Raw genomic sequence first — 12,627 nt, forward strand, 5'->3', positions numbered from 1 at the left:
GAAGCATCCGGGCACCAACAAGGCCCGCCGGAGGCCTTCGCGTTCACCCGACGGGCGAACGGACCACCACGACCTCCAGGTTGCGGGGCCCGTGGACACCCTCCACCCGTTCAAGTTCGATGTCGCTGGTGGCGCTGGGCCCGCTGATCATCGTGATGGGCCGGGTCCCGTCCAGCCGGGCCAGCGCTTCGGGAAGAAGCTCGGCGATGTGGGCCGCCTCGACCACGCAGATGTGCCGGTCCGGCACCAGGCTGATGGCCCGGCGGCCCTGGCCGGGGCTGCCGTCGAGGATGATCGTCCCGGTTTGCGCCACGGCGGCGGCGCTGGCGGTGAGCACGGCGCCGGCGGCGTCCAGCTCGGCCAGGGTCAGGGGGCCCTCCGGGGCATCGGTCCTCATCCGCGGGACCGTCTCCCCGCTGTCCGCCGGCAGCCACGCCGGGTTGAACCCGGCCGGGACAATGCACTCGCCGGTTCCGGCCAGCAGTTCGGCAATCCGCTCCGCCACCTGCCCCGGATCCACCACCCAGACCTGGGCCTTGTAGTCCACCAGCCGGTCGACGAGGAGCTCTATGCGGGCCTCCTCCGTCATCCCGGAAGTCCGCCGGTAGGCGCGGGCCGGTTCGGGGGCGGCGGGCGCGTCGCGCAGGGCCGCGCGGACCCGGCCGAGGATTTCATCGCGTGCGTTCATGGCTTCCCTTCCGCCGGGCCCTGCCCTGTCGGGTGCCCGGGCCCTTGCCCGTGTCCGGATTCTTTTCCGTGCTCCCGCCGCCACCAGGCCCGGAAGGATTCCGCCGGCGGGGCCGGGATGTCCCTGCTTTGGGTCCAGCCGGCGGCAATGCCGGGCAGGCTGGTGATCTTGCGGTCCGGGCCGGCAGCCAGCCGGCCCAGTGGCAGCGCCTTTTCGGCCAGGCCCAGGCGCCTGCCGGAGGAGAGCGCCCAGGATGCCGCCTGCATGGCGGCGTCCATCTGGCTGGGCAGCTTCCCCTTTCCGCGTTTGCTGTCCACGTCCTGCCCGCGCAGGTGCACCAGGATGTCGGGGATGTTGATCTTCACCGGGCAGGCGTCGTAACAGGCCCCGCACAATGATGAGGCATAGGGCAGCGTGCTGTTGTCCTCGGACTCGATGCCGGTCAGCAGCGGCGAGAGGATTGCGCCGATGGGCCCCGGGTAGGTGGATCCGTAGGCGTGCCCGCCGGTGCGCTCGTACACCGGACAGACGTTCATGCACGCGCTGCAGCGGATGCAGTGCAGGGCCGAACGTCCCATTTCGTCGGCCAGGGCCGCGGACCGGCCGTTGTCCAGCAGCACCAGGTGCACATTGCGTGGCCCGTCCCCCTCGGCGACCCCCGTCCACAGCGAGGTGTAGGGGTTCATCCGCTCCCCGGTGGAGGAACGGGGCAGCAGCTGCATGAACACCTCCAGGTCCTGCCAGGCGGGCAGCAGCTTCTCGATGCCCATGACGGTGATCAGGGTTTCGGGCAGGGTCAGGCACATGCGCCCGTTGCCTTCGGATTCGACGACCGCCAGGGTGCCGGAGTCGGCGAGCGCGAAGTTGGCGCCGGAGACGGCGACCTTGGCGGTGAGGAATTTGCGCCGCAGGTGGGTCCGGGCCGCGTCCGCCAGCCGGGCCGGATCGTCGGTGAGGGCCGGGTCCACCCCGGGCATTTCCCGCAGGAAGATGTCGCGGACCTCGGTCCTGTTCTTGTGGATGGCCGGGACCAGGATGTGGCTGGGCTTGTCGTGGTCGAGCTGGACGATCAGCTCGGCCAGGTCGGTTTCGAAGGCGGCAATGCCCTGTTCCTCGAGGTATTCGTTCAGGCCGATCTCCTGGGTGGCCATGGACTTGACCTTGACCACCTCATCGACCCCCTGCTCCCGGACCAGGGCCGCGACGGTGGCGTTGGCTTCGGCCGCGTCGCGGGCCCAGTGGATGGTCCCGCCCCGGGCGGTGAAGTTCTCCTCAAACTGTTCCAGCAGCTCCGGCAGGCGGGCCATCACGTTTTGCTTGATGGTGCTGCCGGCCTCGCGCAGCTGCTCCCAGTCGGGCAGCTCGGCGACGACCTTCAGCCGCTTGTCCCGGATGGTGCGGGTGGCGTGGCCGAGGTTGGCGCGCAGCTGGGCGTTGCCCAGTTCCCTGCGGGCCGCGGCCGGGAACGGCTCGGTGGCATGGATGTTGCCCTCCCCATGGACGGGCAGGGAGGGCATGCCCAGGAATGTCTGGCTCAATGGGAGCCCCTTCCGCTGAAAAGCCGGACGCTGCCGGTGGGGGTTGCCGGATCCTGCTCGGTGCTGGCAAGGATTTCGGCAAAGTGCAGGGCGTCCACCGGGCTGCCCTGCCGGGACAGGCCCCCGCCGATGTGCATGAGGCAGGACGAGTCCCCTCCGGTGCATACGGACGCGCCCGTGGATTCGATGTTGGCCGTCTTGTCCGCGAGCATGGCCGACGACACGTCGGCGTTCTTCACCGAAAAGGTTCCGCCGAAGCCGCAGCACTGGTCGACCTCGGCCAGCGGTGCAAGCTCGATGCCGCGCACCGTCCGCAGCAGCTGCTGCTGGCGGTCCCCCAGCCGGAGCAGGCGCATGCCGTGGCAGCTGGGGTGGTAGGTGACCTTGTGCGGAAAGTGGGACCCCAGTTGCGTTCCGGCGTCGGTGACGCCCAGGACGTCGACCAGGAGTTGGGACAGCTCGTAGGTTTTGGCTCCGACGGCGGCCGCCCGGGCCTCAAGGCCCGCATCCCCGCACCGGCGGGCGACCATGGGGTGCTGGTGCCGGACGGAGGCGACGCAGGAGCCGGAAGGGGCCACGACGGCGTCGTACTCCTCCTCCTCGAACGCCCTCACGTGGTTGGCGACCACGGGCACGGCCTCTTTGAAGTAGCCGCTGTTGACGTGCATCTGGCCGCAGCAGGCCTGTCCCGCGGGGAAGACCACCTCGTGGCCCAACCGCTCGAGGATGGAGACGGTGGCGCGGGCCACGCGGGGGAACATTGCGTCGACGATGCAGGTGGCGAACAGTGCGATTCTCATGGTTTCCCTCCGGCGGTGGCCGGTTGCGCGGCGGCGCCCGGTTCCTGCCACTCGGACCGGGGCCGGTAGGTGGTGGTGGGCTGGCTGCGGGCCGTGAGCCGGCGCAGCTCGGCCAGGCCGCCCGCGACGGCGCCCGCGGCCCGGGCCTGGACCAGGATATTGCCCTGGGCGGTGGCTTCGACGGGGCCGGCGACGACGGGCAGGCCGGTGGCGTCCGCGGTGAGCTGGCACAGCAGGGCGTTCTGCGACCCGCCGCCGACGATGTGCACGGTGCCGACCGGCTGTCCGGACAGCTGAACCGCCTCAGCCAGGGTCCGTGCGTACCCGGCGGCGAGGCTGTCCAGGATACAGCGGACCACCGCAGCCGGCTCGGCGCCGAGGGTGCCGCCGGCGGCCTCCACGGCGTCGCGGATGCGGCCGGGCATGCCGCCGGGGGCAATGAACCCTGAAGCGTCCGGGTCGATGAGCGGTCCGCCGGCCGGCAGGCGCGCCGCGGCGTCGAGCAGGTCCTCCAGCCCGGCCGGGTGGCCCTCCGGGGCGTGGCTTTCCCCGGCCCATGTCCGCAGGCACTCCTGCAACAGCCACAGGCCGCCGACGTTGCGCAGGTACCTGATGGTCCCGTCCACGCCGCGTTCGTTGGTGAAGTTGGCCAGGCGGCTTGCCTCGGTCAGCACGGGAGCGTGCAGTTCCACCCCGACCAGGGACCAGGTCCCGGAGGAGATGTAGGCGAAGTCCGCGGTGCGGGCCGGTACGGCCGCGACCGCGGAGGCGGTGTCGTGGGATCCGACAGCCACCACCGGGGTGCCGGCGGGCAGGCCGGTGCGCCGGATGATCTCCGGCAGCAGGGTGCCAATCGTCTCCCCGGGACCGACCAGCGGCGCAAACAGGTCCTGCGGCAGGCCCAGCGGGGCCAGGAGTTCGGGGGCCCACTCCCCCGCCGCGGCGTCGAACAGCCCCGTGGTGGAGGCGTTGGTTTCCTCGGTCCGGCGCTGCCCCGTCAGCCAGAAGGCCAGCAGGTCCGGAATCAGCAGCGCCTGCTTCCCCGCCAGGTCCGGTTCGGCCGCCAGCTGGTAGATCGTGTTGAACGGCAGGTACTGCAGCCCCGTGGTGGCGTAGAGCCGCGCCGGGTCGATCAGCGCGTGCACCCTCTCCACCTGCGCCTCGCCGCGGCCGTCGCGGTAGCTGTAGGGCACCTGCGCCAGGGAGCCGTCGGCTTCGACCAGCCCGTAGTCCACGGCCCAGGTGTCGATGCCGATGCTGGCGATGCGCTCGCCGTTGCGCCGGGCCCGTTCGCCCGCGGCGGCGAGCCCGGTGAGCACCTGGTCGAAGATCCCGTGGATGTCCCAGCGCAGGGCGCCGCCGATCGGCTGCGCCCCGTTGGGGAAGCGGTGGACAGTCTCCAGTTCGACGCCCTGCCCCTCCAGCCGGCCCAAGATGACCCGTCCGGAGGAGGCTCCGATGTCGACGGCGGCGAACACCTGCCGTTCGGCGCCGCTCACCGCAGGAAGGCGGCAGCGACGCCGGCGTCGACCGGGACGTGCAGCCCGGTGGTGTGGGACATGTCCACGGAGGTCAGCACGGCGACGGCGTTGGCCACGTTCTCCGGCAGGACCTCGCGCTTGAGCAGGGTCCGCTGGGCGTAGTACTTGCCCAGCTCCTCCTCGGGCACCCCGTAGACCGCCGCGCGCTTGGCGCCCCAGCCGCCGGCGAAGATGCCCGATCCTCGCACGACGCCGTCGGGGTTGATGCCGTTGACCTTCACGCCGTATTCGCCCAGCTCGGCCGCCAGCAGGCGCACCTGATGGGCCTGGTCCGCCTTGGTGGCGGAGTAGGCGATGTTGTTCGGACCGGCGAAGACGGAGTTCTTCGAGGAGATGTAGATGATGTCCCCGCCCATTTCCTGGTCGATGAGCACCCGGGCAGCGGCCTTGGACACCAGGAAGGAGCCTTTGGCCATGACGTTGTGCTGCAGGTCCCAGTCCTTCTCGCTGGTTTCCAGCAGGGGCTTGGAGATGGAGAGCCCGGCGTTGTTGACCACCAGGTCCAGGCCCCCGAAGGCCAGGACGGCCGCGTCGATGGCGGCGCGGACCTGGTCCTCGCTGGTCACGTCCGCCCGGACTCCGATGGCCACGTCCGGGCCGCCCAGTTCCCCGGCGACGGCCTGGGCGCTGTCCAGGTCCAGGTCGGCGATGACGACGCAGGCGCCCTCGGCCGCCAGCCGGGTGGCAATGGCCTTACCGATGCCGGAGGCCGCCCCGGTCACCAGCGCGATGCGGGTCGCGTGGGACTTCGGCTTGGGCATGCGCGCCAGCTTGGCCTCCTCGAGGGCCCAGTATTCGATCCGGAACTTCTCCGATTCCTCGATCGGGGCGTAGCTGGACACCGCCTCGGCGCCGCGCATGACGTTGATGGCGTTGAGGTAGAACTCCCCGGCCACCCGCGCGGTCTGCTTGTTGGCCCCGTAGGAGAACATGCCGACCCCGGGCACCAGGACGATCGCCGGGTCCGCCCCGCGGATGGCGGGGGAATCATGGGTGGCGTGGCGGTCGTAGTAGGCCTGGTAGTCGGCCCGGTACTGCGCGTGCAGTTCGCGCAGCCGGCTGATGCTGTCCCCGATGGAGGCGTCCGCGGGCAGGTCCAGGACCAGGGGCTTGACCTTGGTGCGCAGGAAGTGGTCCGGGCAGCTGGTCCCCAGGGCGCCCAGGCGGGGGTGGGACTCGTGGCCCAGGAATTCCAGCACCGCCGGATCATCGGTGAAGTGGCCGACCTGGGGCTTGTCGGTGGAGGCGAGGCCGCGGATCACGGGGGCCAGGGCCGCGGCCCTGGCCCGGCGCTGGTCCTCGGGCAGCGGACCGTAGCCGGGCAACGGGGCCCCGAAGGGGTCCTGCCGGCCGTTATCGCGGATGTACGCTTCCGCGGTCTCGATGATCCACAGCGAGTTCGCCTCCGCCTCTTCGCTGGTGGCGCCCCAGGCGGTGATGCCGTGCCCGCCCAGGATCGTGCCGACGGCCTGCGGGTTCGCCTCCTTGACCGCAGCGATGTCCAGGCCCAGCTGGAAACCGGGGCGGCGCCAGGGCACCCAGACCACCTTGCCGCCGAAGATGTCCTTGGTCAGGGCCTCCCCGTCGGCGGCGGTGGCGATGGCGATGCCGGAGTCGGGGTGCAGGTGGTCCACGTGCGCGGCGTCGACCAGGCCGTGCATGGCGGTGTCGATCGAGGGGGCTGCCCCGCCCTTGCCGTGCAGGCAGTAGTCGAAGGCGGCCACCATCTCATCCTCGCGGTCCACTCCCGGGTAGGACTGGACCAGGGCGCGCATGCGGTCCAGGCGCAGCACGGCCAGGCCGGACTCGGTCAGAGTACCCAGGTCCCCGCCGGAGCCCTTCACCCACAGCAGGTCCACGTCCTCGCCGGTGACCGGGTCGGTCTGGGTGCCCTTGGCGGAGGTGTTGCCGCCGGCAAAATTGGTGTTGCGCTTGTCCGCCCCCAGGCGGTTGGAGCGGGCGATCAGGTCCGCAACGGTCTTGTTCGTCATTTCTCTCATGCTCCCCATCCGGCCTGCTGGCCGCCTTGGCGTTCGGTGTTGATCTTCTCTTGGTAGCCGCTGGCGCGGTAGGCGGCCATCGGGTCCGCCGGCAGGCCTCGGCTTTCGCGCCATTCGGCCAGGCCCGGCCGGACGTCGGTGTAGAAGGCGTCCATGAAGATTCCGTTGGCGGCCAGCACGTCGCCGGCCTGCTGGGCCGTATCCAGCGCCTCGGTGTCCACCAGCAGCGCCCGGGCGGTCATTTCCTGCACGTTGAGCACAGAGCGGATCTGGCCGGGGATCTTCTCCTCCAAGTTGTGGCACTGGTCCAGCATCAGCGCCACGCCGCTGTCCGGGCCGAAGCCGCCGCCGCGGACCACCTCGAACATGATCCGGAACAGCTGGAACGGGTCGGCGGATCCCACGATCAGGTCGTCGTCGGCGTAGAAGCGGGAGTTGAAGTCGAAGGACCCCAGCTTTCCGAGGCGGAGCAGCTGGGCGACGATGAATTCGATGTTGGTGCCCGGGGCGTGGTGTCCGGTGTCCAGGCACACCATCGCCTTCTCCCCCAGCTCCAGGCAGTGCGCGTAGGAGGTTCCCCAGTCGGGAACGTCGGTGTGGTAGAAGGCCGGCTCGAAGAACTTGTATTCGAGGACCATTCGCTGGTGGTCGCCGAGGCGGTCGTAGACCTGCCGCAGGGACTCCTGCAGCCAGTCCTGGCGGGCGCGCATGTTTCCCTGGCCGGGGTAGTTGGTTCCATCCGCGAGCCAGATCTTCAGGTCCCGGGATCCGGTCTGGTCCATGATGTCGATGCACTCGAGCATGTGGTCCACGGCCTTGCGGCGCACGGCCGGGTCGCTGTGGGTCAGGGAGCCGAACTTGTAGTCGTCGTCCTGGAAGGTGTTGCTGTTCACCGTGCCCAGCGCGATCCCCAGCCCCGCGGCGTGCTCCTTGAGCCTGCCGAAGTCATCCACCTTGTCCCAGGGAATGTGCAGGGCCACCGCGGGCGCCAGGCCGGTCAGCTCGTGGACCTTGGCGGCGTCGGCGATTTTCTCCTCAACCGTCCGCGGGGTGCCGGCTGTGGCGAAGACCTTGAAACGGGTTCCCGAGTTGCCGTAGGCCCAGGAGGGAACCTCGATGGCAAGGCCCTCCAGGCGGGCCGCGATGCTGGACAACGTTGTCATGGGGGCGAACTCCAAAATCCGAGGGTGGGACGATCCGGGGGCAGCGGAGCCCCAAGGGGGCGCACCGTCTTTTGAATCGTTTCATAAATACGTTTCAAAAGTAGGCAATTTCTAGTAGTGTGTCAAGCGTCATACTCGCGGAAATACTCAGGAGCCGGAAAATGCGTCCAGCCAGCGTCAAGGACGTCGCGGACCGTGCCGGCGTCGCGGTCGGCACGGTGTCCAACGTGCTCAATTACCCTGAACGGGTTTCGGCCCGGACCCAGGAGAAGGTCCAGCGCGCCATCGAAGAACTGGGTTTCGTGCGCAACGACGCCGCCCGCCAGCTGCGGGCAGGGCGCAGCCGGACCATCGGCATGGTCCTGCTCGACGCCGCCAACCCGTTCTTCGCTTCGGTCGCCCGCGGGGCCGAGGACGCCGCGGCCGGCGCCGGCAGCAGCGTGGTGTTTGCCAGCAGCCGGCACGATGCGCGGCGCGAAGCGCGCTACATCGACCTGTTCGAGGAGCAGCGCGTGCAGGGGCTGCTGGTGTCGCCGGTGGGCAGCATCGCCGCCCGGGTGGCCGAGCTGAGGTCCCACGGCCTCGTCGTCGTGCTGCTGGACCGCGAGGGCGACCCGCAGCTGTACAGCTCGGTCTCGGTGGATGACGTGCACGGCGGGTACCTGGCCGCCTCGCACCTGGTGGAAACGGGCCGCCGGCGGATCGCCTTCGTCGGAGGCGGCCGGCACCTGCAGCAGGTCGCCGACCGCCTCCGGGGCGCGGAAAAGGCGGTCGCTGAGCACCCCGGGGTTTCCCTGGAGTTCCTTCCCACCGAAGAACTGAACGTCCTGGCCGGCCGGGAGGTGGGCCAGGCGCTGGTGCAGCGCTCCCGCCACCTCCTGCCGGACGGGGTCTTCTGCGCGAACGACCTTCTGGCCACCGGCGTGCTCCAGTCCGTCCTGCTGGCCGAGTCCCTGGACGTGCCCCGCGACATTGGGCTGGTCGGCTACGACGACATCGACTTTGCCGGCTCCGCCATCGTGCCCCTGTCCTCCGTCCGCCAGCCGGCGGAGGAGATCGGGCGCACGGCGATCCGCCTGCTGGCCCAGGAGCTGGAGGACCCGGGAGCGCCCCACGAGCACGTGGTCTTCAAGCCGGAACTGGTGGTGCGGGCCAGCACCGGAACCCCCGGGGCGCGGCCGTAGAGCCTGCCCCGGGGCCCCTCGTGCCGGCTACAGCGGGCCCAGCCGGCCCAGCTGCTCCTCCAGGTTGAAGACCTCCTCCAGCTGCACGAAGCCCTCGTCGGGAGCGCCTTCCAGGTCCTCGAAGAACTCCCGCATCTCCGCCTGCCACCGGCCGTTGACCTCGGTGGCAGCCATGGCCGCCTGCGCCGCCGCCAGGTCCTCCGTCTCGAAGTAGCCGATCAGCAGGCCGTCGGGGCGCAGGAACAGCGAGTAGTTGTGCCAGCCGGAGTCCCTCAGGGCCTGCAGCATGTCCGGCCACACCGCCGCGTGGCGCCGTTTGTATTCATCGATCCGCCCAGGCGTGACCTGGAGCTGGAAGCAGATTCGTTGCATGGTCCCGGTCTCCCTTTCCAACCGCGCAGGGCCCGGCGGGGGGACAGTGTCCGCCCGCCGGGCCCTGCGCGACCCGCTGCGCGGCTAGAAGTCGTAGTCGTCGATGTTGTCCTTGTTGAAGACCGTCGGCGGGCCCACGATGATGGTGCCCTCCTCGCCGACCGTGCGCTCGCCCAGCTCGCCGGCGGTGAACTTGTCCCCGGACGCGCCGGTGATGGTGCCGTCAACCAGGGCCTTGCCGGCGAAGGCGGCGACGTAGCCCAGCTGTGCCGGATCCCAAAGCGCAAACTCCGTGACGGTTCCGTCCTTGACGAAGTCGCGCATCTCGTTCGGCAGGCCCAGGCCGGTCAGCGCCACCTTGCCCTTGTACTCGGACTGGGAGAGGTAGCGCGCGGTGGCGGCGATGCCGACCGTGGTCGGGGAGATGATGCCCTTCAGGTCCGGGTACGCCTGCAGCAGGCCCTGGGCCTCCTGGAAGGACTTGGTGTCGTCGTCGTCGCCGTAGACCTTGGCGACCAGCTCGATGTCCTTGTACTCCGGGTTGGACTTCAGCTCCTCCTCCATGAACTTGATCCACTCGTTCTGGTTGGTGGCGTTGGCCGTGGCGGAGAGGATCGCAATCTGGCCCTTGCCGCCGATCTGCTCGGCGATGAGTTCCACCTGGATCAGGGCCACGTCCTTGGCGACCACCTGGTTGATGAAGACGTCGCGGCAGTCGGGGTTGGTGTCCGAATCGAAGGCGACGATCTTCGCTCCGGCGGTCCGGGCCTCCTGCAGCGCCGGGCAGACCGCGTCCGGGTCGTTCGCCGCGACGGCGATTACGTTGGTGCCGGCCTGGGTTTCGGCATTGATGAAGGAGACCTGGCTCGAGGCGGAGGCCTCCAGCGGGCCGACCACCTGGTTGGAGGCGAAACCGGCCTCCTCGGCGCCGGCCTTTCCGCCACCGAGGACGACGTCGGTGTAGGGGTTGTTCAGCTGTTTGGGAATGAAGGTGATGCTCTGGTCTCCCCCGCCGGCGGCGGGGCTGCCTTCCGCGGAGGACTCCTGGGAGCCGCAGGCCGAGAGGGCCAGGGCCGCGACGGTGGCAACGGCGGCGAACGACGCCAGGCGCCCTCCCCTGCCGGCATGGGTGTGGTTGAACTTCATTGTTTTCCCTCTCTTGTACTGGTTGGCGCCTGGCTTTGGCTTGTGCCTAGGCGCTGGCCACTGGTGATGCGGAGTGGTTGAAATTGCGGCGTACCCGCCTGGTATGCCGCCACTGCCTGATGGCCGCCCCCATGCTGGGGGCCACCACGGACACGATGAGCAGCAGGCCGGTGACGGTGATGAGGACGACGTCGGAGACGCGGCCCAGGCGCAGGGCGTAGTTCAGGGTGCCGATGAGCAGCACGCCCGCGATGACGCCCGGGACGGATCCCTTGCCGCCGAAGATGGAGACCCCGCCCAGCAGGACGGCGGCAATGACCGCCAGTTCCAGCCCGGAGGCGTTATCGCTGCGGGCGCTGGAGTAGCGCAGCGTCCAGAAGATGCCGGCCATGGCTGAGACCAGCCCGGAGGCGACGTACAGCCAGAACTTGCTGCGGGCCACGTCGATGCCCACGAAGGTGGCCGCTTCCTGGCTGAAGCCCATGGCATAGAGGCCGCGGCCGAACGGGGTGAAGTGCAGCAGGATCCCAAAGAACAGGACCACTGCGACGACGCCGACCATCACCGTGGGGATGCCGGTGGCCCCGAGCTTGGAGGTGAAGAAGGAGGTCAGCTGGGCGGGGAAGTTTGCCACCGCGTTGTCGCCGATGACCACCAGGGCGAGGCCGCGGAACAGGGCCAGCGTGCCGATGGTGACCGCCAGCGAGGGCAGGCCCACGACGGCAATCAGGAACCCGTTGAACACGCCGGCGGCGGTGCCCACGAGCAGGCTCAGCAGCAGGACCAGCCCGATGTCCATCCCTCCGGCCCACAGCACGCCCATGCAGGCGCTGGTCAGGCCGGCGATGCTGGCCACGGACAAGTCGATCTCCCCGGTGATGATGATCAGCGTCATCGGCATGGCGATCAGCAGCACCGGGATGACGTCCAGCAGCAGGAAGCCGGCGGTGAGCGGCGAGGCGAAACGCGGAATGGAGACGGCCGCGAAGACCAGGAAGGCGGCCAGCAGGTAGATCATGACGGCGTCGCGGCCCAGCAGGATCCGGGCGGCCCCGGTGCGGCCCTTGGGCTCGCTGGCCAGGGTGGTGGTGCTGTCGACGGCGGTCTTAGACATTGCGTGCCTCGCTAATCCTCAGTTTCTTGGCGGAGCGCAGGCTGGCGACGCGGTCGATCACGATCGCCGCCAGGATCAGCACACCCACGATGGCCTGCTGCCAGAACTTGTCCACGCGCAGGGCCGTCAGCGAGCTGGTGATGGTGGTCAGCAGCATGGCCCCGATGGCCGCGCCGACGACGCTGCCGCTGCCGCCGAAGATGGCTACACCGCCGACGACCGCCGCGGCAACGACGTCCAGCTCCATCCCGGTTCCGGTGGTGGCGCCGACGGAGTTGAAGCGGCTGGCGTAGAGCACGCCGGCCAGGCCCGCCAGGGCGCCGTTGGCCAGGAAGGCCAGGAAGACCCGCTTGGAGACGGGCAGGCCGAAGAGCTTGGCCGCGTCGGGCTCCGAGCCGATCGCGTACAGGTCCCGGCCGGGCCGGGTCCCGGCCATGTAGATGGCCACGGCGGCCACCACGGCGATCGCCAGCAGGGTGATGAGGGGGATCCCCAGGAACGTGTCCACGGACAGGGCCCCGAATTCCGCCGGACGGTCGCCGGCGAAGTACTGCGTCCCGCCGGCCCACACATTGTTCAGCCCGCGGTACACGTACAGCGTGCCGAGCGTGATCACCAGCGCCGGGACCTTGGCCAGGGTGACCAGCAGGCCGTTGACCGATCCCAGCACGGCCCCGAAGGCGATGCCGATCAGCAGCACGAGGGCGATGGGCATTCCCGGGGCGGCCGCGAAGATCGAGCCGGTCCCGAACGCGACCAGGCCCAGGATGGAGCCTACGGAGAGGTCGACGTTGCGGGTGATGATCACTACCGCCTGCCCGGCGGCCAGGATCATCATGATCGTGGCGTTCAGCAGCAGGTCCTTGACGCCCTGCGGGGAAAGGAACAGCGGGTTGTTCAGGTACGTGATGGCCACCAGCAGGACCAGCGCGGTGATGACCGGCAGTTCGCGCAGCTTCAGCAGGGACGCCAGCGCATCCTTGCCGCCTGCACCCTTGCGGGTCGCCGCTGTCCGGGGACGGCCGGCTCCGGGCTGTGCTCCCGCGGGCCTGGTGTCTGTGTTTGTGTTATCCATGATTGC

At 69.7% G+C, this 12,627-nt stretch carries 11 protein-coding genes; 1 reads left to right on the forward strand and 10 read right to left on the reverse strand.

Annotated features, from left to right (window positions below; all coding sequences use genetic code 11):
* Positions 1-43: 43 nt before the first annotated feature.
* Genes NCCP_RS03650 through rhaI form a run of 6 tightly spaced genes read right to left on the reverse strand, consistent with a single transcriptional unit; the run spans position 44 to position 7,730 of the window.
* On the reverse strand, positions 44-688 hold the full coding sequence (locus tag NCCP_RS03650) for a LutC/YkgG family protein (RefSeq protein ID WP_149955864.1): 645 nt from the start codon (positions 686-688) through the stop codon (positions 44-46).
* Positions 685-2,226, reverse strand: a complete 1,542-nt coding sequence (locus tag NCCP_RS03655; protein ID WP_149955865.1) for a LutB/LldF family L-lactate oxidation iron-sulfur protein — start codon at positions 2,224-2,226, stop codon at positions 685-687. Before NCCP_RS03655 ends, NCCP_RS03650 begins: the two co-directional genes overlap by 4 nt.
* Positions 2,223-3,026, reverse strand: coding sequence for a (Fe-S)-binding protein (locus NCCP_RS03660; protein ID WP_149955866.1), 804 nt, complete (start codon positions 3,024-3,026; stop codon positions 2,223-2,225). The genes NCCP_RS03655 and NCCP_RS03660 overlap by 4 nt, the downstream gene beginning before the upstream one ends.
* A complete protein-coding gene (locus NCCP_RS03665; RefSeq protein ID WP_149955867.1) occupies positions 3,023-4,525 on the reverse strand; it encodes a rhamnulokinase in 1,503 nt (500 codons plus the stop codon). The genes NCCP_RS03660 and NCCP_RS03665 overlap by 4 nt, the downstream gene beginning before the upstream one ends.
* Positions 4,522-6,558: a bifunctional aldolase/short-chain dehydrogenase gene (locus tag NCCP_RS03670; RefSeq protein ID WP_149955868.1), complete on the reverse strand. Its 2,037-nt coding sequence runs from the start codon at positions 6,556-6,558 to the stop codon at positions 4,522-4,524. The genes NCCP_RS03665 and NCCP_RS03670 overlap by 4 nt, the downstream gene beginning before the upstream one ends.
* Before the next feature lie 5 nt (positions 6,559-6,563).
* Complete coding sequence (gene rhaI, locus NCCP_RS03675) at positions 6,564-7,730, reverse strand: L-rhamnose isomerase (RefSeq protein WP_149955869.1); 1,167 nt, start codon at positions 7,728-7,730, stop codon at positions 6,564-6,566.
* 161 nt (positions 7,731-7,891) lie between these two features.
* On the opposite strand from rhaI, the gene NCCP_RS03680 reads away from it, so the two are divergent.
* Entirely contained in the window at positions 7,892-8,914 is a 1,023-nt protein-coding gene (locus NCCP_RS03680; RefSeq protein ID WP_149955870.1) for a LacI family DNA-binding transcriptional regulator, read from the forward strand.
* Positions 8,915-8,941: 27 nt separating this feature from the next.
* Here NCCP_RS03680 and NCCP_RS03685 read toward each other — a convergent pair whose 3' ends face one another.
* The 4 genes from NCCP_RS03685 to NCCP_RS03700 form a co-directional block, all read right to left on the reverse strand.
* Positions 8,942-9,286, reverse strand: a complete 345-nt coding sequence (locus NCCP_RS03685; protein ID WP_149955871.1) for an L-rhamnose mutarotase — start codon at positions 9,284-9,286, stop codon at positions 8,942-8,944.
* A gap of 84 nt (positions 9,287-9,370) precedes the next feature.
* Positions 9,371-10,432, reverse strand: coding sequence for a rhamnose ABC transporter substrate-binding protein (gene rhaS, locus NCCP_RS03690; RefSeq protein WP_149955872.1), 1,062 nt, complete (start codon positions 10,430-10,432; stop codon positions 9,371-9,373).
* A gap of 46 nt (positions 10,433-10,478) precedes the next feature.
* The gene (locus tag NCCP_RS03695) at positions 10,479-11,546 is read right to left on the reverse strand and encodes an ABC transporter permease (protein WP_149955873.1); all 1,068 of its coding nucleotides are present in this window, start codon (positions 11,544-11,546) and stop codon (positions 10,479-10,481) included.
* Positions 11,539-12,621, reverse strand: coding sequence for an ABC transporter permease (locus NCCP_RS03700; protein WP_149955874.1), 1,083 nt, complete (start codon positions 12,619-12,621; stop codon positions 11,539-11,541). Before NCCP_RS03700 ends, NCCP_RS03695 begins: the two co-directional genes overlap by 8 nt.
* Positions 12,622-12,627: the final 6 nt, after the last annotated feature.

The organism is Zafaria cholistanensis (assembly GCF_008580665.1).
Lineage (GTDB): Bacteria > Actinomycetota > Actinomycetes > Actinomycetales > Micrococcaceae > Zafaria > Zafaria cholistanensis.